Annotated in this window: 17 protein-coding genes; 11 read left to right on the forward strand and 6 right to left on the reverse strand. The window is 65.8% G+C overall.

Annotation, left to right across the window (positions count from 1 at the left end; genetic code table 11):
* Window positions 1-63: 63 nt before the first annotated feature.
* Together ACE039_RS27495 and aptA are read right to left on the reverse strand one after the other, a co-directional pair.
* A complete protein-coding gene (locus tag ACE039_RS27495) occupies window positions 64-1557 on the reverse strand; it encodes a CoA-acylating methylmalonate-semialdehyde dehydrogenase (RefSeq protein ID WP_485823890.1) in 1494 nt (497 codons plus the stop codon).
* Window positions 1558-1673: 116 nt separating this feature from the next.
* Complete coding sequence (gene aptA, locus ACE039_RS27500; protein WP_448709598.1) at window positions 1674-2999, reverse strand: omega-aminotransferase AptA; 1326 nt, start codon at window positions 2997-2999, stop codon at window positions 1674-1676.
* Window positions 3000-3160: 161 nt separating this feature from the next.
* Here aptA and ACE039_RS27505 point away from each other — a divergent pair, with 161 nt between their 5' ends.
* On the forward strand, window positions 3161-4579 hold the full coding sequence (locus tag ACE039_RS27505) for an aminotransferase-like domain-containing protein (RefSeq protein WP_485823891.1): 1419 nt from the start codon (window positions 3161-3163) through the stop codon (window positions 4577-4579).
* A gap of 8 nt (window positions 4580-4587) precedes the next feature.
* Here the strand turns inward: ACE039_RS27505 and ACE039_RS27510 are convergent, their stop codons facing one another.
* The 4 genes from ACE039_RS27510 to ACE039_RS27525 all read right to left on the reverse strand — a co-directional run bounded on the left by ACE039_RS27510 (window position 4588) and on the right by ACE039_RS27525 (window position 9208).
* Entirely contained in the window at window positions 4588-5070 is a 483-nt protein-coding gene (locus ACE039_RS27510) for a dihydrofolate reductase (RefSeq protein ID WP_485823892.1), read from the reverse strand.
* A 116-nt stretch (window positions 5071-5186) separates the two neighbouring features.
* Window positions 5187-7250 carry a putative bifunctional diguanylate cyclase/phosphodiesterase gene (locus tag ACE039_RS27515; protein WP_485823893.1) on the reverse strand — a complete coding sequence of 688 codons (2064 nt, stop codon included), beginning with the start codon at window positions 7248-7250 and terminating at the stop codon, window positions 5187-5189.
* Between the two features lie 423 nt (window positions 7251-7673).
* Window positions 7674-8645, reverse strand: coding sequence for a thymidylate synthase (locus ACE039_RS27520; protein WP_313463027.1), 972 nt, complete (start codon window positions 8643-8645; stop codon window positions 7674-7676).
* A gap of 119 nt (window positions 8646-8764) precedes the next feature.
* Window positions 8765-9208 (reverse strand): OsmC family protein, encoded by a 444-nt coding sequence (locus tag ACE039_RS27525; RefSeq protein WP_485823894.1) that lies wholly within the window; start codon window positions 9206-9208, stop codon window positions 8765-8767.
* A gap of 124 nt (window positions 9209-9332) precedes the next feature.
* Here ACE039_RS27525 and coq7 point away from each other — a divergent pair, with 124 nt between their 5' ends.
* The 10 genes from coq7 (at window position 9333) to ACE039_RS27575 (ending at window position 22179) form a co-directional block, all read left to right on the forward strand.
* Window positions 9333-10010 carry a 2-polyprenyl-3-methyl-6-methoxy-1,4-benzoquinone monooxygenase gene (gene coq7, locus ACE039_RS27530; protein WP_448709594.1) on the forward strand — a complete coding sequence of 226 codons (678 nt, stop codon included), beginning with the start codon at window positions 9333-9335 and terminating at the stop codon, window positions 10008-10010.
* Between the two features lie 779 nt (window positions 10011-10789).
* Window positions 10790-11896 (forward strand): MraY family glycosyltransferase, encoded by a 1107-nt coding sequence (locus ACE039_RS27535; RefSeq protein WP_105556955.1) that lies wholly within the window; start codon window positions 10790-10792, stop codon window positions 11894-11896.
* Window positions 11897-11991: 95 nt separating this feature from the next.
* Entirely contained in the window at window positions 11992-13269 is a 1278-nt protein-coding gene (tviB, locus tag ACE039_RS27540; protein ID WP_105556954.1) for a Vi polysaccharide biosynthesis UDP-N-acetylglucosamine C-6 dehydrogenase TviB, read from the forward strand.
* Window positions 13270-13279: 10 nt separating this feature from the next.
* Window positions 13280-14305 carry an SDR family oxidoreductase gene (locus ACE039_RS27545; protein WP_105556953.1) on the forward strand — a complete coding sequence of 342 codons (1026 nt, stop codon included), beginning with the start codon at window positions 13280-13282 and terminating at the stop codon, window positions 14303-14305.
* Window position 14306: 1 nt separating this feature from the next.
* Window positions 14307-15656, forward strand: a complete 1350-nt coding sequence (gene murJ, locus ACE039_RS27550; RefSeq protein WP_485823895.1) for a murein biosynthesis integral membrane protein MurJ — start codon at window positions 14307-14309, stop codon at window positions 15654-15656.
* Window positions 15657-16799 (forward strand): glycosyltransferase family 4 protein, encoded by a 1143-nt coding sequence (locus ACE039_RS27555; RefSeq protein WP_485823896.1) that lies wholly within the window; start codon window positions 15657-15659, stop codon window positions 16797-16799. It abuts the gene before it with no gap.
* A gap of 45 nt (window positions 16800-16844) precedes the next feature.
* Window positions 16845-18776 carry an asparagine synthase (glutamine-hydrolyzing) gene (gene asnB / locus ACE039_RS27560; protein ID WP_105556950.1) on the forward strand — a complete coding sequence of 644 codons (1932 nt, stop codon included), beginning with the start codon at window positions 16845-16847 and terminating at the stop codon, window positions 18774-18776.
* A 3-nt stretch (window positions 18777-18779) separates the two neighbouring features.
* Window positions 18780-19895: a glycosyltransferase family 4 protein gene (locus tag ACE039_RS27565; RefSeq protein WP_485823897.1), complete on the forward strand. Its 1116-nt coding sequence runs from the start codon at window positions 18780-18782 to the stop codon at window positions 19893-19895.
* On the forward strand, window positions 19892-21049 hold the full coding sequence (locus ACE039_RS27570) for a glycosyltransferase family 4 protein (RefSeq protein ID WP_332009035.1): 1158 nt from the start codon (window positions 19892-19894) through the stop codon (window positions 21047-21049). Before ACE039_RS27565 ends, ACE039_RS27570 begins: the two co-directional genes overlap by 4 nt.
* Window positions 21046-22179: a glycosyltransferase family 4 protein gene (locus ACE039_RS27575; RefSeq protein WP_313460894.1), complete on the forward strand. Its 1134-nt coding sequence runs from the start codon at window positions 21046-21048 to the stop codon at window positions 22177-22179. Before ACE039_RS27570 ends, ACE039_RS27575 begins: the two co-directional genes overlap by 4 nt.
* Window positions 22180-22200 lie beyond the last annotated feature (21 nt).

A 22200-nucleotide genomic window follows, 5' to 3' on the forward strand; every position in this document is an offset into this window, starting at 1 on the left:
GGCTCTGCCGGTCCGCAGCGGCGCCCCCTCGAGGGGGAAGCGCGCAGCGCTTCGGGGGTGGGCTCACTTCGCCACGGGCATGGTGAATTCCGCGCCCTTGGCGATGCTGTCCGGCCAGCGCTGCATCACGCTCTTGTAGCGGGAATAGAAGCGGATGCCTTCTTCGCCGTAAGCATGATGGTCGCCAAACAGCGAGCGCTTCCAGCCGCCGAACGAATGCCAGGCCATGGGTACGGGGATCGGCACGTTGATGCCAACCATGCCCACCTTGATCTGCCGGGCGAAGGCGCGCGCCACGCCGCCGTCGGACGTGAAGCACGCCACGCCGTTGCCGAATTCATGCGCGTTGATCAGTTCGACCGCGCTGGCGAAGTCCGGCACGCGCACCACGCACAGCACCGGGCCGAAGATCTCTTCGCGGTAGATGTTCATGGAAGGCTTGACGTTGTCGAACAGCGTGCCACCCAGGAAGAAGCCCTTTTCGTTGCCGGGCACCGTCAGGCCACGGCCGTCCACGACCATGTCGGCGCCGGAGGCGATCCCGTCTTCGATGTAGCCCATGACCTTGTTGCGATGCTGCGCCGTCACCAGCGGGCCCATTTCCGCATCCGGCTGCATGCCGTCCTTGACGACCAGCGCCTTCACGCGGGGGATCAGGCGTTCGACGACCTTGTCGGCCACGTCGCCCACGGCAACGGCCACGGAAATCGCCATGCAGCGTTCGCCGGCCGAACCGTACGCCGCGCCCATCAGCGCATCGGTCACCTGGTCGAGATCCGCATCGGGCATCACCACCAGATGGTTCTTGGCGCCGCCCAGGGCCTGCACGCGCTTGCCGCGCTTGGTGCCTTCGGAGTAGATATATTCGGCGATGGGCGTCGACCCTACGAATGACAACGCTTCGATGTCGGGATGCGCGATCAGGGCGTCCACGGCCTGCTTGTCGCCGTGCACCACGTTGAAGACGCCGCCGGGCAGGCCGGCTTGGGTCAGCAGTTCGGCCAGGCGCAGCGAGGCGGACGGGTCGCGTTCCGACGGCTTGAGCACGAAGGTGTTGCCGCAGGCGATGGCCACGGGGAACATCCAGCACGGCACCATCATCGGGAAGTTGAATGGCGTCACGCCGGCCACCACGCCCAGCGCCTGGCGCATGCTCCAGTTGTCGATGCCGCCGCCGATCTGGTCGGAGTACTGGCCCTTGAGCAGTTGCGGGATGCCGCAAGCGAATTCGACGATTTCGATGCCGCGCATGACCTCGCCCTTGGCATCCGAGAAGACCTTGCCGTGTTCGCGCGTGATCAATTCAGCCAGTTCGTCCTGGTGCTGGTCCAGCAGCGCCTTGAAGTTGAACAGGATGCGGGCGCGCTTGAGCGCGGGGGTCTCGGACCAGGCCGGGAAGGCGGCCTTGGCGGCGGCGACGGCCACCGCCACGTCTTCCGTGGAGGCTAGCGGCACCGAGGCGCAGATTTCGCCGGTAGCGGGATTGAAGCCATCGGCGTAGCGGCTGCTGCGGCCTTCGTAGTGCTGGCCGTTGATGAAATGGGAGATCTTCTTCATGGTGTGGAAGCTCGAAAAGCGGGATTCTTCAAAAACGTCCGAGGGCGGCCATCGGCCGCCCGCGAAGCTGGGTCAATGCGCACGGCGCTGCCGCGGCAAGGGGTTTGCGATGCCGCTCAAGCGACCTCTTTCAGGACCTTGCCGATCTGTTCGAAGAGCTGGCCGATCTGGGCCTCTTCGATGATCAGCGGCGGCGAGACGGCAATGATGTCGCCGGTATAGCGCACCATCAGGCCGCTGTCGAAGCACTTCTGGAATACTTCGCTGGCACGGGCGCCGGGCGCCCCTGCGCGCGGCGACAGTTCAATGCCGGCCACCAGGCCCAGGTTGCGCACGTCGATGACGTGCGGCGCGCCCTTCAGGCTGTGCACGGCTTCCTGGAAGACGCCGGAGAGCTTGCGGGCGCGGGCGAACAGGTCTTCGCGGCGGTAGATGTCCAGCGTCGCCAGAATGGCGGCGGCAGCCAGCGGGTGCGCCGAATAGGTGTAGCCGTGGAAGAACTCGATGCCGCCCGCCGGGCCGTTGACGATGGCGTCGTGGACCTCGCGTTTGACGGCGACCGCGCCTGCCGGCACCGCGGCGTTGCTGACGCCCTTGGCCATGGCGATGATGTCCGGCGTCACGCCGAAGAACTCGGAAGCGGTGGCGGCGCCCAGGCGGCCATAGGCGGTGATGACTTCGTCGAAAATCAGCAGGATGCCGTGCTTGGACGTGATTTCGCGCAGCTTTTCCAGATAGCCCTTCGGCGGGATCAGGACGCCGGTGGAACCGGCCATGGGTTCCACGATGACGGCGGCGATGGTGGAGGCGTCGTGCAGCGCGACGATGCGTTCCAGTTCGTCGGCCAGGTTGGCGCCCCAGGCAGGCTGGCCCTTGGAGTAGGCGTTCTGTTCCAGGTTATGGGTATGCGGCAGATGGTCCACGGCGGGCAGCAGCGCGCCGGAGAAGGTCTTGCGGTTGGTCGAAATGCCACCGACCGAGATGCCGCCGAAGCCCACGCCGTGATAGCCGCGTTCCCGGCCAATCAGGCGGGTGCGCTGGCCTTCGCCACGAGCGCGGTGATAGGCCAGCGCGATTTTCAGGGACGTATCGACGGATTCAGAACCGGAGTTTGTGAAGAAGACGCGGTCCAGACCTTGCGGCATCAAGCCGGCGACGGCCGTGGCGGCTTCGAAAGCCAGCGGATGGCCCAGTTGGAAGCCGGGCGCGTAGTCCATGATGCCGGCCTGGCGGGAAATCGCATCGACGATTTCCTGGCGGCCGTGGCCGGCGTTGACGCACCACAGGCCAGCCGTGCCGTCCAGGATCTGGCGGCCATCAGCCGAGGTGTAGTACATGCCTTTGGCCGTTGCCAACATGCGCGGGTGTGCCTTGAACTGCTTGTTGGCAGTGAAGGGCATCCAGAGATGGGACAAATCGGGCAAGTTGGCGGGGGCGTTCATGGCGGCTCCAGAGAATGGACAACCAGCGGGTCTGCATGGAAAGGGCGCAACCGCCGGGATTCGAATGATTCTGGTACGTCCCGCAGGGAATGAAAATATACGATCTGCGCAAATGCCGCTAACTGTATAGTTGCAGGTGGTCTAACTGTACAGTTTTCTTCGTGATCGATTTCCAGCCCAACCGCGCCCGTGGACTCGCGCCGACCTTGGTCGAGCAGCTGGTCAACGCCATCCTGCGCGCCATTGAAGCGCAGACGCTGCGTCCGGGTATGTCCCTACCCTCGGTCCGTGAATTCGCCCGCCAGTACGGTGTTAGCACATTCACGGTGGCCAGCGCCTATAGCCGCCTGGTGTCGCTAGGCTGGCTGGCGGCGCGGCCCGGCGCCGGCTACCGGGTGGCGTCGCCGGACGCGCCCGCGCGGCAAGGCGAACCGTTGTCCTGGGAGCCGCCGCGCCTGAACGCCGGCTGGTTGCTGTCGGACATCTTCGCGGATCATTCCATCCCCATCAAATCGGGATGCGGCTGGCTGCCTGGGGAATGGCTGAACGAAGAGGGCATGCACTTGGCGCTGCGCCACATGGGGCGCGTGCCGGCGATGCGCATCGCCAATTATGGTCACCCCTATGGCTACGCGCCGTTGCGCGAGACGATCGCGGCCAGCCTGAGCGCGCAGGGCATGGGGGTGGAAGTTTCACAGGTGCTGCTGACCCAGGGCGTATCGCATGGGCTGGACATGGTCAGCCGCACGCTGCTGCGGCCGGGCGACACCGTGGTGGTGGAGCAGCCCGCCTACGCGAATCTGCTGCAGCTGCTGCGCCTGCTGGGCCTGCGCGTGGTAGCCGTGCCGCGCACGGCCGACGGGCTGGATTGCGAAGCCCTGGAACGCGTCGTGGCCCAGCATCAGCCACGCGCGCTGTACATCAATACGGCATTGCAGAACCCCTCGGGTGCCAGCATCGGCATGGCCAATGCGTTCCGTATCCTGCAAGTGGCCGAGCGGCATGGGTTGTGGGTGATCGAGGATGACATTTCCCGCGACCTGGCGCCGGGCGTGACGCCGATGTTGGCCGCGCTGGACGGTGCGCGGCGGGTGATTTACCTGGGCGGCTATTCCAAGGTCATCAGCCCGTCGGTGCGGGTGGGTTATGTGGTGGCGCACCGCGACCTGACCCGCGACTTTGCGCGGACCAAGATGGCGGTGGGCCTGACGTCGCCCGAAATCATGGAGCGCATCGTGCACCAGGTCATTCGCGAGGGGCGCTACCGTGCGCACATCGCGCGGACCCGCGAACGGCTGGCCGAGGCGCATGCCGTGGTCGCCGGGCGGATGCAGCAGCACGGGTTCGAGATTTACGGACGGCCCCAAGGGGGCTTGTTCCTGTGGGCCAAAGTGGCTGGGCAGTGGCGCGAACGCGGCGCCAACGGCTTGGCCGAGTTGGCGTTGAAGGACGGAATCTGGCTGGCGCCGGGTTCGTACTTCGAAGTGGACGAGGCCGATACGCCGTGGGTGCGATTCAACGTGGCGTATTCCGAGGCACCCGAGCTGTGGCGGTTCATGAGGAATGCGGGGGCCGCCTGAGGGGGGCTTCAGCGTTCGTAAGTGACGAAGTCGTAGTCGTAGCCGTTCTCGGCGGGCTGGGTTTCGCGCGCGGTTTCCTTCCATTCGAAGGCGGGCAGCAGCGGGAAAAAGGCGTCGCCATCCACCTGGGCGTGGACTTCGGTGGCCAGCACGCGTTGCGCCAGCGGCAGTGCTTGCGCGTAGATCTGCGCGCCGCCGATCACGAAGGCCTGGTCCACGTCGCCGCAAGCGGCAATGGCGGCGTCCAGCGTGGGGACGACGGTCGCGCCGGAGGCGATGAAATCGGGGTTGCGGCTGATCACGATGTTGGTGCGGCCGGGCAGCGGGCGGCCCAGCGAATCCCAGGTCTTGCGGCCCATGACGATGGGATGGCCCAGCGTGCTGCGCTTGAAATGCGCCAGATCGCCCGGCAGTTTCCAGGGCAAGGTGTTGTCGCGTCCGATGACGCGGTTGTCGGAATAGGCAACGATCAGGGTCAGGCTGGCGGGCATGCGGGGGCAATGGTGAGGACGGCCGGGAGTCGGCCGATCGGACGGCATAAGCGTAGCAAATTCCGCCGCAGCCAGCCGGTCACCCCTTATCCCGCCACCCTTTATCCCGCCACCCTTTATCCGGCCGCGTGTTCCAGGAATTCCGTCGCGGGCATCGGGCGGCCCAGCAGGAAGCCCTGCAGGGAATCGCAGCCCAGGCCGGTCAGGAATTTCTGCTGGGCCGCCGTCTCGACGCCTTCGGCGACGATCCGCAGGTTCAGTTGCTGCGCCAGCGCGACGATGGCCGACACGATGGCCGCGTCTTCGTTGTCGTGTTCCAGCTGGTTCACAAAGCCGCGGTCGATCTTCAATTCGGTCGCGGGCAGGCGCTTCAGGTAGAGCAGGCTGGAATAGCCCGTGCCGAAGTCGTCGATGGAGATGGTCACGCCCAGGCCGGACAGGCGCTTGAGCACGGCCAGGCTGGCCTCGGCGTCGCGCATGGCCGTGGACTCGGTCACTTCCAGCGTCAGGCACGCGGGCGGCACGTCGTGCCGCGCCAGGGCCGCGCGCACCGTTTCAACCAGGCTGGCGTGGGCGAACTGCAACGCCGAAATGTTGACGGCGATGGTCCAGTGGCCCTGGCCGGCGTTGATCCATTCCCGCATCTGGCGGCAAGCGTCATTGATGACCCATTCCCCGATCGACAGGATCAAACCCGTCTTTTCGGCGATGGGGATGAACTGGTCCGGACCGACCAGGCCGCGGGTCGGGTGATTCCAGCGCAGCAGCGCTTCGGCGCCCATGATGGGGCCGGCGGGCGCCTCGTACTTGGGCTGGTAGTGCAGCACGAACTGGTCGCGTTCCTGCGCCAGACGCAGGTCGTGCAGCAATTCGATCTGTTCGTGCGCGTCCGCGTTCATGGATGGCTCGAAGAAGCTGTAACCGGTGCCGCCCAGCCGCTTGGCGTGGTACATCGCGGCGTCGGCGTTGGTCAGCAGGCTGTGGGTGTCTTCGCCATCGTTGGGGTAAATTGCGATCCCCACGCTGGACGTCACCAGCACTTCGTGCCCGTAGACCATGACCGGGCGGGCGATGGCTTCGATCAGCCGGTCGGCCACGTTCGCGCCGTCGGTGGGCTCGATGACTTCACTCAGCACGATGAATTCGTCGCCGCCCAGCCGCGCCACCGTATCCTGCGTGCGCAGGGCTTGCCGGATGCGCTGCGCCAGATCGATCAGCAGGGCGTCTCCGGTGTGGTGGCCGTAAGCGTCATTGACCGCCTTGAAGCCGTCCAGGTCGAAGAAGAGCACGGCGAAGTAGCCCTTGCGGCGGCTGGCGCTTTCGATCGCCTGCTCCATCCGGTCTTCAAGCAGGATGCGGTTGGGTAATTTGGTCAGCGTGTCATGCAGCGCCAGTTGCACCAGTTCTTCGTTGGCCTCGGCCAGCGAAGAGGCCAATGCCGACGTGCGCGCCTCCAGCCGGTTGTCCAGCACGGCGACGACGAGCGCGATGGCCAGCACGCTGAGCGTCACGGCGGTGACCGCGATGGCCAGCCAGCCGGCCGAGATTCCGCCGTCGGCGGCCATGCAGATGCTGCCGGCCGGGAAGCCCGCGGCCTCCATGCCTGAATAGTGCATGCCGACGATGGCGATGCCCATGACGACCGACGCCAGGGGCCGGGACCAGGCCATGCGAGGCCCGTCCTGGCGAAGCCGGTAAGTGATCCAGAGCGCGGCGCCGGAGGCGGCCACGGCGATCAGGATGGACAGCGAGAACCACAGGGTGTCGTAGACGATGCCGGGTGTCATGCGCATCGCGGCCATGCCCAGGTAGTGCATCGCGGCGATCCCGGCGCCCATCAGCAGGGCGCCGGCCACCAGTCTGCGCCAAGGCAGCTCGTCCTTGCACACGATCCAGAGCGCGAAGGCCGAGCAGCCGATGGCGATCCCCAGCGACAGGACGGTCAGAGGCAGGTCGTAGCCCATGGGAATGGGCAGGTTGAAGGCCAGCATGCCGACGAAGTGCATGGACCAGATGCCGATGCCCATGGCGAGCGCGCCGCCCGCCAGCCAGTAGCGCGCGGCCGGCAGCCCGTTCGACGCCCGCACGCGATTGGCCATGCCCAACGCCGTATATGACGCCAGGATGGCGACCCCTAAGGATACGAGGACGAGCGAAGGGTTATAAGTTCCAACGAGCATGTGTGGGTCCTGTCCTGAGCGCTTGCTGCGATCGCGCCGGCCTCAAATCAAATCAATTAGTAGTCAACGGTTGCAATTCGGTCGCAAGACAATTCCTGCTGTCGACGTTGGCGATTTACATACTCTCTTGTCGGGAAGGGGGATGCGGCGGGCGATGCCTGCGGTCGGCGCTGCCGGATGGGCTGCGCGGTCGCGCGGCTGGCGAAACGCGCGGCTCGGCATGGGCCGGTCGGAAGCCGCGGCGCGCAGCGCATCAGGGATGCGCGTCCGAGGCTAAGGGATGGGTTATACCGAAATCGCGCTTCCAGATGCTCACCAATCTTCACTTATGCCGGCAGGCGCGGCGTGTCCGCCCTGCGGCAAGGACTGCGGCGGCGCCTGCGCGCATCCCGGCTCGCCGGAGTTGGCGCACCGGGCGCGATCTTACACGGCCATGGGCGCGGTGAGCGGCGCGTGATGCGTGTAGCCGGACAGCGAGAAATCGCCCGGCTCCACTTTTTCCAGCCATTCGGGTTCGTAGCGGCCCGTCACGGCGAAATCGGGAATGCGGTCGGACAGCACCAGCTTGGGCGATTCGTAGGGCTCGCGCTTGAGCTGTTCGCGCAGCATCGGCAGGTGGTTTTCGTAGATGTGGGCATCGCCGATGAAATACGTGAACCAGCGCGGGGTGTAGCCGGTCAGGCGTCCCACCAGATGCAGCAGCGCGGCGCCTTCGGTCAGATTGAAGGGCGTGCCCAGGCCGACATCGTTGGAACGGATGTACAGGCACAGCGAGATTTCGCGGGTGGTCGCGTTGGGCAGGAACTGGTAGAGCAAATGGCACGGCGGCAGGGCCATTTCTTCGATCTGGGCCCAGTTCCAGCCGTGGAACAGGATGCGGCGGTCGCCCGGGCGCTCGTGGATGGTGTCCAGGCATTGACGCAACTGGTCCACCGCCTTGTACAGCAGCACCTTCGGGACGCCGCCTTCTTCCAGGTCGGCGACTTTGGCATAGCCGCGCGCCAGCGCGTCGTCGATTTGCGCCGGGCGGCTGGCGTCCAGCACCTTGTAGGCGGGCCATTGGCGCCATTGCACGCCATAGACCGGGCCCAGGTCGTCCGGGCCTTCGCGATACGGGTTGGCCAGCCATTGGCTGTTTTCATTGGCGTTCTGGTCCCAGACCTTGCAGCCCAGCTCGCGGAATTCGGCGGCGCTGCGCGAGGCGCGCATGAAGCCCACCATTTCGCCGATCGCGGACTTGAACGCCAATTTCTTGGTGGTGACGGCGGGGAAGCCTTTTTGCAGGTCGAACCGCAATGAAGCGCCCGGCATGCTGAGCGTACGTATGCCCGTCCGGTTCTCCTGCCAGGCGCCGGTGTCCAGAATGGATTGAACGAGGTCCAGGTATTGTTTCATGGCGGTCCTTGTGTTCGCCCGCCCCGCGGGTGACGCAAATTGGCCGCCGCGTGCGACGCGGCGGCGCTTATCAAGATAGAGAAGAAGGGATAGGGCGAATTACACCACGCGAGCGTGCCTCAGGCGGCCGCCGGCGTTTCCTGCGTATCTACGATTTCAACCGAAAACGTCAGCGCCGCCGTTTTCTCGAGCATGGCCGAGGCCGAGCAGTACTTTTCGTGGGACAACTGTACGGCGCGCTCGACCGCGGCTTGCGGCAGATTGCGGCCCGTGACCGTGAAGGCGAAGTGGATGCGGGTGAAGACCTTGGGATCGGCATCCGCGCGATCGGCCTGGAGCTTGACGCTGCACCCGGTGACCGCATGGCGGCCGCGCTTGAGGATCAGGACGACGTCATACGCCGTGCAGCCGCCGGTACCGGCCAGCAGCATTTCCATCGGGCGGGGCGCCAGGTTGTGTCCGCCGCCATCCACGGCGCCGTCCATCACGGCCACGTGGCCGCTGCCGGTGCTGGCGGTAAAGAGCATGCCGTTCGGGCCGCCCCAGTCGATCGTGCATTCCATGTTGTGTGTCCTTGAGCGTTGAGCGCAGTCAATGATTGATGATACCTGTTGCGTACAATTCCAGGCATGAGAGCCCCGCCCCGCATCAGGGGTGTGTGGCGCCTGTTTCGCCAAGGAGTTGCCCATGTCCACCGCCCTGTCAAAATCCGGCCCCGTTTCTTTCCTGCGCCGGACCAGCCCCCTGGATGCGTTGCTGGCCGAAGCGGACCGCGCGCTGAGGGTGCTGTCCAACAGTGCGACCGCCAGCAGGCCGTATCCGGCCAAAGCCGAAGAACCGCTTACCGCCCTGTCCGCGCAGGAAAAGCGGCATGCGGCCGGCCTGATGCGCGTGAACCATGTGGGCGAGATCTGCGCGCAGGCGCTATACCGCGGGCAGGCGTCGGTTTGCCGCGAAGCCGCGCCGCGCGCGCTGCTGCTGAACGCCGCCTCCGAGGAAGTCGACCACCTGGTGTGGTGCAACGAGCGCCTGACCGAGCTGGGCAGCCGGCCCAGCCTGCTCAATCCGGTCTGGTACGCCGGTTCGTTTGCCCTGGGCGTGCTGGCCAGTTATGCGGGCGTGCCCCGCAACCTTGGTTTCATGGCCGAGACCGAACGGCAGGTAGAGGCGCATCTGGAAGAGCATCTACGCACCTTGCCGGTGCAGGATGAACGATCGCGCGAGATCGTCCGCAAGATGAAGGATGACGAAGCCGAGCACCGCGCCAGCGCCGAGCGGGCAGGGGGCGTGCCCCTGCCAAGCCCCGTAAAGGCCGCAATGCGGGCGATGTCCAAGGTGATGACGACCACGGCTTACTGGGTCTGACAGGGCCCCCAGCCGAAATGTTGCAGTGCGCAAATTCGGCCGCATGCTGGTGCAAGACGCACCATTACGGTGCAAATAACAGGGTGGGATTACCCCATGCCGTCTAGGGTTAGTCCGCAATGGGTTTACCCGTTCGGCAAAAACCCTTTTTTCGGCAAGGTCGTTGATTGCCGCGGGTCTCCAGGGTGCGGAGCTGGAATTTGCGGCGAAAATGCAACGCGAAAACGCGCCTTCCAAAGAGATTAAAAAAATTCTTGCATCGCACAAAAAACCTCGGTACTATTCACTCATCGGATGTTGAAACGCAGTCGGCGCGGTGCAAAACCCCGAACGCGTAGCGAGCAGAAGGCCAGCTCCCAACATGCCACGGTTGTCTCCTCCACCCTCCTCCTTTGGTGGATTTAGCCCGAGATCTCACGATCTCGGGCTTTTTTTTGTCCCGAATCAACCTGTCCCTATTTTGTTGCAAGATATGCCGGAGCCGGTTGGCCTGGAGCGTTTCCTCCCTATGGCGGTCTCCGCGTTTTCCCTGGGATATTTCGGGTGTTGCCTGACGGAAAGCTCTACAATCACCGCATGAAATCCGTCCTTCCGCGCACCCGCGGTTTCGTTGCAACAGCCCCCTTCAACCAGCGGTCTGGCTGTGGACGAACGGCCCGGCTCCGGGTGTTACGTTTCGTGCCCGTGAATTGCACTTCCTTATCCCTCCCATATATGGGCGTTACACCTGCCTCCGATAATGGCGGGCCTGTCTCGATAGACCAACCAGAGGTGATTCTGTGACCTGGCTGTATATCTGCGTGGTCGCGTTCATGGTGGGCGGACTCATCGTGTGGTCGGAGCGCTGGCACGGCCGGTTTACCGGCGACAGCGATCTGAACAAGCCGCAAGCAAACCATTCCCGCGCCACGCCGCGCGTCGGCGGCCTGGCCGTGCTTGCCGGCACTTTGCTGGGCCTGCTGGTGCTGGGCCCCGCCAACATGACATTGACGTGGTTGTGGCCGGCGTTGTTCGTCGCCGCGTTGCCGGTGTTCGTGGCCGGCCTGTTGGAAGACATCACAAAAGATATCGGCGCCAGCAAGCGGTTGCTGGCGGCCTTCCTGTCGGCGGCCATCGCCTGGTGGCTGCTGGGCGGCGTCAGCCGTGTCGGCATGGCGCCGGTGGACTACGTCCTGTCGTTCTGGCCGGTGTCGCTGCTGTTCACCATGTTCGCGGTGGGCGGCTGTACGCATGCGCTGAACATCGTGGACGGTATGAACGGCCTGGCCGGCATGGTCGCCACCTTGATGGCGGTGTCGATCAGCCTGGTGGCCATGCAAGTGGGCGACGTGCCGATCTTCCTGATCTCTGCCGCATTGGCGTCGGCCACCCTGGGCTTCCTGGTCTGGAACTTCCCGTTCGGACGCGTGTTCCTGGGTGACGGCGGCGCGTACTTCCTGGGCTTCATGCTGGCCGAGCTGGCCGTGCTGCTGGTGGTCCGCAACCCGTCGGTGTCGCCGTTCTACGCGCTGGCCGTGCTGTTCTACCCCGTATTCGAAACCGGCTTTTCGATCTGGCGCCGGCGCTTCAAGCGCGGCGTCCCGGTCGATCAACCGGATGCCTTGCACCTGCATCAGTTGGTATTCCGCCGGCTGGTCCGCGTGACGTTCAGCCGCGGCCGCCGTCATGCGGTGCCCGCGTTGTGCAATGCGATGGCGTCGCCCTACATGTGGGTGCTGGCGCTGATCGGCCTGGTGCCGGCCACGATCTGGTGGGACAACGCGTGGGCGCTCGGCGCCAGCCTCGTGGTGTTCGCCAGCGTCTACATCTGGCTGTATGCGCGGCTGGTCTCCTGGCGCCGGCCGGGATGGCTGCTGCTGCCGTCCGTTTTGAAAACCACGGATTAGGTTTGAGTGCCCCGGCGAATGCCGCCGGGGGCTCGGTTATCTATCACCCGACCATCTTTAAAATGCCGTAATCGTTCTACGGTGAAGGGAGAGTTATGTTGCGAATTCAGGATGTGAAACTCGCTGTCGTGGGCCTGGGCTACGTCGGTCTGCCGCTTGCGGTGGAGTTCGGCAAGAAGCGCTCGGTCATCGGTTTCGATATCAATACGCGCCGCATCGACGCATTGAAGGCCGGGCACGATCACACGCTGGAAGTCAGCGACGCAGAGCTGGCTGAAGCCGCTCAGCTGCGCTACACCGCCGACCGCGCCGAGCTGGGCCAGGCCAACGTGTTCATCGTGACCGTGCCGACGCCCATCGACGAGTACAAGCAGCCTGACCTGACCCCGCTGGTCAAAGCCAGCGAGACCATCGGCGCGGTACTCAAGCGCGGCGATATCGTCATCTATGAATCCACCGTTTACCCGGGCGCCACGGAAGAAGACTGCGTGCCCGTGCTGGAACGCGTGTCCGGCCTGAAGTTCAACGTGGACTTCTACGCAGGCTACAGCCCCGAGCGCATCAACCCGGGCGACAAGGATCACCGTGTCAGCACGATCAAGAAGGTCACCTCGGGCTCGACGCCCGAAGTCGCCGAGCTGGTCGACCAGCTGTACAAAGAGATCATCACCGCCGGCACGCACAAGGCGTCCAGCATTCGCGTCGCCGAAGCCGCCAAGGTGATCGAGAACACGCAGCGCGACGTCAACATCGCGCTGATCAACGAACTGGCCCTGATCTTCAACAAGATGGGCATCGACACCGAAGCCGTGCTGCAAGCCGCCGGCACCAAGTGGAACTTCCTGCCGTTCCGTCCGGGCCTGGTGGGCGGCCACTGCATTGGCGTGGACCCGTACTACCTGACGCACAAGGCGCAATCGATCGGCTATCACCCCGAGATCATTCTGGCGGGCCGCCGCCTGAACGACTCCATGGGGGGGTATGTGGTGTCGCAGCTGGTCAAGGCGATGACCAAGCAACGCATCCATGTGCAAGGCGCGCGCGTGCTGGTCATGGGCCTGGCCTTCAAGGAAAACTGCCCTGACCTCCGCAACACGCGCATCGTGGACATCGTTGGCGAACTGCGCGACTACAACGTCGACGTGGACGTCTACGACCCGTGGGTCGACCCGGAAGAGGCGATGCACGAGTACGGCCTGACCCCGGTGGCCAAGCTTGAAGAAGGCAAGTACGACGCCGTGATCCTGGCGGTGGCGCACAACCAGTTCAAGGCCCTGGGCGCCGAAGGCATCCGTAAGCTGGGCAAGGCCCAACATATTCTCTATGACCTGAAATACGTGCTGTCGGCTGCCGAATCCGATTTGCGCCTGTAAGGATTCAGATATGACGACGCGTTTTGACACCATCAAGCAGGAACTGACCGCCGCGCCGCGCAAGTGGCTCGTGACCGGATGCGCCGGCTTCATCGGCTCGAACCTGCTGGAGACCCTGCTGAAGCTGAACCAGACCGTCACCGGCCTGGACAACTTTGCCACCGGCCACCAGCGCAACCTGGACGAAGTCCGCGCCTCGGTCTCGGCCGAGCAATGGGCGCGCTTCACCTTCGTGGAAGGCGATATTCGCGACCTGGACGCCTGCCACCGCGCCGTTCAGGGCGTGGACTTCGTGCTGCATCAGGCCGCGCTGGGCTCCGTGCCGCGTTCATTGAAGGATCCGATCACCACCAACGAGGTGAACATCGGCGGCTTCCTGAACATGCTGGTTGCCGCGCGCGACGCGGAAGTGAAGTCGTTCGTCTATGCGGCGTCCAGCTCCACCTACGGCGACCATCCGGCATTGCCCAAGGTCGAAGAGAACATCGGCAAGCCGTTGTCGCCCTACGCCGTGACCAAGTACGTGAACGAACTGTACGCCGATGTGTTTGCGCGTTCGTATGGGTTCGAAACTGTGGGCCTGCGCTACTTCAATGTGTTCGGCAAGCGCCAGGATCCGGACGGCGCCTACGCCGCCGTGATCCCGAAGTGGACCGCCGCGATGATCAAGGGCGACGACGTCACCATCAATGGCGACGGCGAAACCAGCCGCGATTTCTGCTTCGTGGACAACGCGGTGCAGGCCAACCTGCTGGCCGCGATGGCCCCGGCGGAAGGCCGCAACCAGGTCTACAACGTGGCCGTCAGCGGCCGCAGCACGCTGAACGACCTGTTCGGCTTCCTGGTCAAGGCGTTGGGCAACGAGAACGTGAACTACGGCAAGAAGCCGGTCTATGCCGACTTCCGCCCGGGCGACGTGCGCCATTCGCAGGCCGACGTCAGCAAGGCGGGCCGTCTTCTGGGCTATGCGCCGTCGCATACGGTGCTGCAGGGCCTGGAAGTGGCCATGCCCTGGTACACGCAATTCCTGCGTTGATTTGAAAGCACTCGTCCGCAAACTCGGCAACATCCACCCGGACCACCAGCGCATCTTCAAGGGCGCTTTCCGGGTGGCCGTGTTCCTGCTGCTGGGCAAGGCCGCCGGCGCCATCAAAGAGATGGCGGTGGCCTACCGGTACGGCGTCAGCGACGCCGTGGATGCCTACCAATTCACGATGACCATGGCCACGTGGCTGCCGGTCACGATCGTGGGCGTGCTGTCGGTGGTCTTGATCCCGGTGCTTGTGCGGTTGCGCCGCGCGGAGGACGCCGAACGCGACCAATTCATTAAAGAACTGCAGGGCTGGGTGGCTGCGGCCGGCATCGCGCTGGCCATCGCCACCTGGTTCGCCTGGCCGTATGTGCTGGACCTGCTGGGCAAGGGCCTGCCGGATCGCGTGCGCGGCATGACGGGCGACCTGCTCGTCGCCTTCGCGCCGGTGTCGGCGCTGCTGCTGATCGCCGGTATCAGCGCTGCGCGCTTGCGCGCCCATGAACGCCACGTCAATACGTTGCTGGACAGCGTGCCCGCCGTGGCGACGCTGGCCTGGGTGATGTTGGCCGTCAGCGCCGATGGCGTTGGGCCCTTGCTATGGGGCACGCTGGTCGGCTATGCCATCCAGACGGTCTGGCTGGCCTGGCTGGCGGCGCGGGCGGACAAGGGGTTCTGGGGCGCGCCGCGGCTGACGCTGCGTTCGCCGCATTGGCCTGAGCTGATGGGCGCCGCGGGCGTGATGCTGATCGGCCAGGTGGCGATGAGCTTCGTCGGCCCGCTGGACCAGTACGCCGCGGCCAACCTGGGCGCCAACGCGAACGCGACGCTGGGCTACGCCAGCCGGCTGCTTTCCTTGCTGCTGGGCATCGGCGCCGTGTCGGTGGGCCGCGCCGCGCTGCCGGTGCTGGCCGACGTGCAAGCGCGGGGCGACACCGGCCGCGCGCGCGGCATGGCGCTGAAATGGTCGGTGCTGATGGTGGGCGCGGGCGCCGTCGCCGTCGCGGTCGGCTGGGTGCTGGCCCCGTGGGGCGTGTCGGTGCTGTTCCAGCGGGGCGCCTTCACTGCTGAAAACACCGAGGCCGTCGCGCATGTGCTGCGCTGGGGCCTGCTGCAATTGCCTTTCTATTTTGGCGTGCTGATCCTGGTGCAGTTGCTGGCCAGCCAGAACCGCTATCGCATCATGGCCGCCATTGCCGTCGCCAATTTTGCGCTGAAGGCGGTATTGAACACCGTGCTGGCGCCCAAGATGGGCGCGGCCGGCATCATGCTGGCGACCAGCCTCATGTATGTGCTGTCCTTCGCGTGCTACCTGGTGGTGGCCATGCGCAAGGCCGAACCCAAGGAGGCCGATTGAATGTCCCAAGCCGATTCCGGCCGTGCCTTGCGCGTCCTGCTTTTCATCCATTCGCTGCATGGCGGCGGCGCTGAACGCGTTGCCGCCGACCTGAGCGCCCACTGGGCCGAGATGGGGCGCGACGTGATGGTGGTGACGCAGGCCGGCGCCGAAGGCGACGTCTATGCCCTGCACCCCAAGGTTCGCCGCGAAGTCCTGCATACGGCAGGCGAGGGCGGCGGCCTGCGCGGCATCTGGAGCAACGTGCAGCGCGTGCGCGCGTTGCGCCGGGTGATCAAGGCGTTCCGGCCGGACATCGTGCTGGGCATGATGACCACGGCATCCGTGCTTTCCGTGCTGGCCAGTACCGGCCTGGGCTGCCGCGTGATCGCCACGGAACATACGCATCCGCCGTCACAGACCTTGTCGGGCCTGTGGCTGCGCTTGCGCCGGCTGACCTATCCGCGCGCCGCTCGTGTGGTTGCACTGACGCGCGGCACGGCCGACTGGATCGAACAGCACGTGCCCGGCTCCCGGCTGGCGGTCATTCCCAACCCGGTGCATTGGCCCTTGCCGCGCGCCGAACCGCTGCTGATCCCCGTGTCGGGCGACGGACGCAAGCGATTGCTGGCGGTCGGCCGGCTGCATGCGGACAAGGGCTTCGACCTGCTGGTCCAGGCGTTCGCCACGCTGGCGCCATCGCATCCGGACTGGGATCTGGTTATCCTTGGCGAAGGCGGGGAACGCGCGGCCCTGCAAGCGCAGGTGGACAAGGCCGGCCTGGCGCCGCGCGTGTCGATGCCCGGACGCGCCGGCAACGTGGGCGACTGGTACCAGAGCGCCGACCTATACGTGCTGACCTCCCGCTTTGAGGGGCTGTCCAATACCTTGCTTGAATCGATGGCCAGCGGCTTGGCGGCCGTGTCTTTCGATTGCGATACCGGCCCGCGTGAAATCGTGCGGGAGGGTATCGACGGCGTGCTGGTCCGGCCCAACGGCGATGTGCCCGCGCTGTGCAAGGCGCTGGCGGACGTCATGAGCGATGATGCCGCGCGCCAACGCATGGGGCAGGCGGCGACTGACGTGCGTGACCGTTTTTCGGCCACGCGCGTGCTGCAACAATGGCAAGAACTTTTTGACGGCGTGCGCGCATCGGGCCGGTAGGCCCGCGCGCCGCGCCGTTGCTACGGTGACCACGAGAACTACATCATGTGTGGAATAGTCGGAATTTGGGGCCCCCTCGGAAACAAGGAGCGCGTGCTGGCGGAAAGCTGCCGCCGCATCCGCCACCGCGGGCCGGACAGCAACGGTTTCTGGGAAGACGCCGGCGCCGAATTGGCCCTGGCGCACGTCCGCCTGGCGATCCTGGACCTGACCGAAGCGGGCCACCAGCCCATGGCGTCCGCATGCGGACGCTATGTGATGGTCTTCAACGGCGAGATCTACAACCACCTGGACATTCGCAAGCAGCTGGAGCAATCCGCGCTGGCGCCGTCCTGGCGCGGACACTCGGATACCGAAACCCTGTTGGCGGGCTTCACCGCGCTGGGCATCGAGGCGACCTTGCAGGCCGCGGTCGGCATGTTCGCGATCGCGCTGTGGGACCGTGCGTCGCGCAAGCTGGTGCTGGCGCGCGACCGCATGGGCGAAAAGCCCCTGTACTACGGCTATTCGGGCGCCGAGCTGGTGTTCGCTTCGGAATTGAAGGGGCTGATGCCCATCCCCGGATTTGGCCGCGACCTGAACCGCAATGCGTTGGCGTCGTTCATGCGGCACAACTACATTCCGGCGCCCCAATCCATCTATGAAGGCATCGCCAAGCTGCCGCCGGGAACCTGGGTCGAATTCACGGCCGACGACGCTCGCAGCCGCCGCATGCCGGAACCGCGCGTGTACTGGTCGGCGCGCGACGCGGCCGACACTGCCGCCAGATCATTGTTGAAATTCGAGTCGGACGCGCAAGCCACCGAAGCGCTGGAAGGCGTGCTGTCCAAGGCGGTTGGCGGCCAGATGCTGGCCGACGTCAGCCTGGGTGCCTTTTTGTCGGGCGGCATCGATTCGTCCACCATCGTGGCCCTGATGCAGGCGCAAAGCGCCAAACCGGTGCGCACCTTCGCGATCGGTTTCCACGAAAAGGGCTACGACGAGGCGCAGCACGCGAAGGCCGTGGCCACGCACCTGGGCACCGACCACACCGAGCTCTATGTGACCGCGGCGGACGCATTGGCCGTGGTGCCTTCGTTGGCGGACATGTACGACGAACCGTTTGCCGATTCGTCGCAAATCCCGACCTCGCTGGTCACGAAAATGGCGCGCCAGCACGTGACCGTGGCGCTGTCGGGCGACGGTGGCGATGAGCTCTTCGGCGGCTATTCGCGCTATTTCCGCGTAAACAACTGGTGGCAACAGTGCGAGCGCGTGCCCGCGCTGCTGCGTAAGCCCGCGGGCGCGCTGCTCTCGGCCTCCACGCATCTGCCGGGGCGCGGCGCGTGGCGCGGCAAGGTCGGCAAGCTGGGTGAATTGCTGCGCACGGACTCGCGCGGCGATTTCTATCGCCACTTCGTGTCGTACTGGGCCGAGCCGTCCAAGGTGGTCAAGGGCGGCGTGGAACCGGTCTCGGAATTTGCGCGGGCCATGCAGGGTTCCACGTTCGAGTCCATGATGAAGCTGGACACAGTGACCTATCTGCCCGACGACATCCTGGTCAAGGTGGACCGCGCGGCCATGGCGGTCAGCCTGGAAACGCGCGTGCCGCTGATCGACCACCGGGTCTATGAATTCGCGTGGGGCCTGCCGCACCAGTACAAGGTGCGCGGCAACACGGGCAAGTGGTTGCTGCGCCAGGTGTTGCATCGCCACGTGCCGCAAGCGCTGGTGGACCGCCCCAAGCGCGGCTTCGCCGTGCCGCTGGCGGCTTGGCTGCGCGGCCCCTTGCGGGAATGGGCGGATGCCCTGCTGGACCCCACGCGCCTGCGCCAGGAAGGCTGGTTCGAACCCGAACCCATCCTGCGCAAGTGGCGTGAACATACGTCGGGCCATCGCAACTGGGATAGCCATTTGTGGGGCGTCTTGATGATGCAGGCCTGGTTGGACCGTTATCGGACAGGATCGGATCAAGGGGGATCGATTGGGAGTCTCTGACGAATGAGAATATTGATGCTGGTCAGTTCCATGCATGCGGGCGGCGCCGAACGGGTCGCGGCCACGCTGGTCAATGCATGGGCCGAACGCGGCGATTCCGTCACGTTGACGCCTACCTACTCGTCCAAGGGCACCTGCTTTTATCCATTGTCGGACAAGGTCGAATTGGCCTGGCTGGCGGACCTTGCGGGCACGCGCGTTTCGGGTGCGATGGCCGCATTCAAGCGCCTGCTGGCGCTGCGCAAACATATCCGCGACACCCAGCCCGACGTGGCGGTGTCGTTCCTGACCAACGTCAATGTGGCCGCCATCCTCGCGACGCGCGGCCTGGGCGTGCCGCTGATCGTCTGCGAGCGCACCAACCCGGTCGCCGAGACCACGACAGGAACGGTGTGGCGCAGGCTGCGCCGCCTGTTGTATCCGCGCGCCGACATGGTGACGGTGCAGGCGGAAGACACCGCGGGTCCGTTTTCGCGCCAGGTGCCCGGCATCAAGCGTCTGGCCGTCATTCCCAATCCGTTGCCCGCCCCGTTGCTGAACGCCCCGCGCGTGATGCAGCGCGACGGGGACGGCCCGCGCGACCTGCTGGCGATGGGCCGCCTCGTGACGGACAAGCAATTCGACCTGCTGATCGACGTCTTCGCGCAATTGGCGCCGTTGAATCCCGACTGGAACCTGCGCATCTGGGGCGAAGGCCCCGAGCGCGCCGCGCTTGAAGCGCAGATCGCACGACTGGGCCTGCAATCTCGGATCAGTCTGCCCGGCCGCACGGAAGCGCCCTGGGAAGAACTGGCCCGGGGCCAGGCCTTCGTGCTGAGTTCGCTGGTCGAGGGCTTTCCCAATGTTCTCCTCGAAGCCATGTCGCTGGGCCTGCCCAGCGTGGCGTTCGACTGCCCCAGCGGTCCGCGCGAGATGACGCGCGACGGGCAAGACGCCCTGCTGGTGCCGGCGGGCGACCGCGGCGCCTTGCGCGACGCGTTGCAACGCATCATGGGCGATCTGAATTTGCGCCGGCAACTGGGCGAACGCGGCGCAACGGCGGTGCGCCACCGCTATGCGCTGGCCAGCGTGCTATCTGAATGGGATGAACTGTTCGAAGCGGTGCAGGAGGGGCGATGAGCACCCCGGCAATGCGCGTCCTGCACGTCATTACCGGCTTGGGGCAGGGCGGTGCGGAATCCGTGCTGTTGCGCCTGGCGACATACCCCGAATCCGGCGTGGAGCATATCGTCGTGTCATTGACCGATGAAGGCATCTATGGAGAGCGCCTGCGCGCGGCCGGCGTGGCCGTGCATGCGCTGGGCATGAAGCGCGGCCGCGTGAGCCTGGGCGGTTTCCTGGCCTTGCGCCGTTTGATTGCAAACAGCCGCCCCGATGCTGTTCAGACCTGGATGTACCACGCCGATCTGATCGGCGGCCTGGCTGCCCGGCTGGCGGGCGTGCGCGCCGTCGCCTGGGGCATCCGCAATTCGGGCGCGCACCTGGAACGCAGCAGCCGCTCGGCACGCCTGGTGCTGCGGGCGTGCGCGCTGCTGTCGGGCAGCGTGCCTCGCGCGATCATCTGCGCCGCGCAGAACGCCGCCGAGCGCCACGCCGAAAAGGGCTACCGGCGCGACCGCATGGTGGTGATCTCGAACGGCTATGACCTGTCGCGCTATGCGCCTGACGCGCAGGCCCGCGCACGCATGCGGGCGCAATGGGGCCTGTCCGAAGACGCGCCCGTGATCGGTTGCGTGGCCCGTTGGGATCCGCTCAAGGATCACGCCAACCTGCTGCGTGCCGTGGCCGCGCTGGTGCGCGACGGCCGCGACGGGGGCTTGCGCTGCGTGCTGGTCGGGCGCGGCATGACGGCGGACAACACCGAGCTGGCGGCGCTGATCGACAAGCTTTCGCTACGCGAACGGCTGATCCTGGCTGGTCCCAGCGACGACGTGCCCGCGGTGATGAACGGGCTGGACTTGCATGTGTTGTCCAGCTGCGCGGAAGGCTTTCCCAATGTGGTCGCCGAGGCGATGGCCTGCGGCGTCTACTGCGTGGTGACCGACGTGGGCGACGCCGCCTTTATCGTCGGCGACACCGGTGTCGTGGTGCCGCCCGAACAGGCCGAAGCGCTGGCGCGCGGCATCGAGACCGCCCTCTGCGACGTGGCCGCGCGGGGCAGCGGGCGGGCCGGCGAAGCCGGGCGTGCCCGCGTGCTTGAAAATTTCGACCTTGCCCGGATGGTGCAACGTTACCTCGCCGTATGGCGCCGTATTTCTGGAGTCCAGGCATGACCGCAGGCCGTCGCCTGATGTTCGTCGTCAACAACCCGGCATTCTTCATGTCGCATCGCGTGCCGGTGGCGCAAGCCGCGCAGCGCGCGGGCTACGACGTGCATGTGGCCACGATGGACGGGCCTGCCGTGGCCGACATCGAGGCGCTGGGCATGACGCACCACGCGATCCCGATGACGCGCAGCGGCAAGCACCCCTTGCAGGAATTGGGCACATTGCTGGCCCTGGTCCGCTTGTTCCGGCGCGTGCGTCCGGACGTGGTGCACCTGGTCACCATCAAACCCGTGCTCTACGGCGGCATTGCCGCGCGCCTGGCTCGCGTGCCGGGCATGGTGGCTGCGATTTCGGGGCTGGGCTTCGTGTTCCTGTCCGACACGCTGAAGATGCGGCTGGTGCGCTCGGTGGTGGCCAGGCTGTACCGAATTGCGTTGGGCCACCCCAACAGCCGCGTGATCTTCCAGAACGCCAATGACCGCGATCTGCTCAAGTCACTGGGCGCGGTGCGAGACGGGCAGGTGGTCATGATCCGCGGCGCTGGCGTCGACCTGGACGCCTATCGCGCATTGCCCGAGCCGGCGGCGCCGCCGGTCGTGGTCACGATGGTGGCCCGCTTGTTGCGTGACAAGGGCGTGCAGGAGTTCGTGCAGGCCGCAGGCATGCTGCGCCAGCGGGGCGTGCCGGTGACGATGCAATTGGTCGGCGGCGTGGATGCGGGCAACCCCGCGTCGGCGACGCAGGATGAGGTCGAAGCCTGGCAACGCGATGGGGCGGTCCAGGCGCTGGGCGAGCGTTCGGATGTGCCCGAGCTGTATGCGGCGTCCCATATCGCCGTGCTGCCGTCGTACCGCGAAGGCCTGCCCAAGTCGTTGATCGAGGCCGCCGCTTGCGCACGCGCCGTCGTGACGACCGACGTGCCCGGCTGCCGGGATGCGATCGAACCCGGTGAAACGGGTTTGCTGGTGCCGGTGCGGGATGCACAGGCCTTGGCCGACGCCATCGCCCGCCTGGCCGAAGACGCGACGTTGCGGCAGGCGATGGGCAAGGCAGGCCGGGCGCTGGCCGAACGCGAGTTCAATATCGACCAGGTTGCCCGTATTCATGTGGCGCTTTACGACACGCTAAGCGCCTGACGGCTTGCGGCCGCGCCGGCC

The organism is Achromobacter maghribensis, assembly GCF_057334215.1.

Excerpts from the sequence above, each read along its gene's own strand:
- ACE039_RS27575 (WP_313460894.1), top strand. The coding sequence starts at position 21,046 with ATGACCGCAGGCCGTCGCCTGATGTTCGTCGTCAACAACCCGGCATTC.
- tviB (WP_105556954.1), top strand. The coding sequence starts at position 11,992 with ATGTTGCGAATTCAGGATGTGAAACTCGCTGTCGTGGGCCTGGGCTAC.
- ACE039_RS27510 (WP_485823892.1), bottom strand. The coding sequence starts at position 5,070 with ATGCCCGCCAGCCTGACCCTGATCGTTGCCTATTCCGACAACCGCGTC.
- ACE039_RS27565 (WP_485823897.1), top strand. The coding sequence starts at position 18,780 with ATGAGAATATTGATGCTGGTCAGTTCCATGCATGCGGGCGGCGCCGAA.
- coq7 (WP_448709594.1), top strand. The coding sequence starts at position 9,333 with ATGTCCACCGCCCTGTCAAAATCCGGCCCCGTTTCTTTCCTGCGCCGG.
- ACE039_RS27545 (WP_105556953.1), top strand. The coding sequence starts at position 13,280 with ATGACGACGCGTTTTGACACCATCAAGCAGGAACTGACCGCCGCGCCG.
- ACE039_RS27495 (WP_485823890.1), bottom strand. The coding sequence starts at position 1,557 with ATGAAGAAGATCTCCCATTTCATCAACGGCCAGCACTACGAAGGCCGC.
- ACE039_RS27515 (WP_485823893.1), bottom strand. The coding sequence starts at position 7,250 with ATGCTCGTTGGAACTTATAACCCTTCGCTCGTCCTCGTATCCTTAGGG.
- ACE039_RS27570 (WP_332009035.1), top strand. The coding sequence starts at position 19,892 with ATGAGCACCCCGGCAATGCGCGTCCTGCACGTCATTACCGGCTTGGGG.
- asnB (WP_105556950.1), top strand. The coding sequence starts at position 16,845 with ATGTGTGGAATAGTCGGAATTTGGGGCCCCCTCGGAAACAAGGAGCGC.
- ACE039_RS27525 (WP_485823894.1), bottom strand. The coding sequence starts at position 9,208 with ATGGAATGCACGATCGACTGGGGCGGCCCGAACGGCATGCTCTTTACC.
- ACE039_RS27520 (WP_313463027.1), bottom strand. The coding sequence starts at position 8,645 with ATGAAACAATACCTGGACCTCGTTCAATCCATTCTGGACACCGGCGCC.
- aptA (WP_448709598.1), bottom strand. The coding sequence starts at position 2,999 with ATGAACGCCCCCGCCAACTTGCCCGATTTGTCCCATCTCTGGATGCCC.
- ACE039_RS27555 (WP_485823896.1), top strand. The coding sequence starts at position 15,657 with ATGTCCCAAGCCGATTCCGGCCGTGCCTTGCGCGTCCTGCTTTTCATC.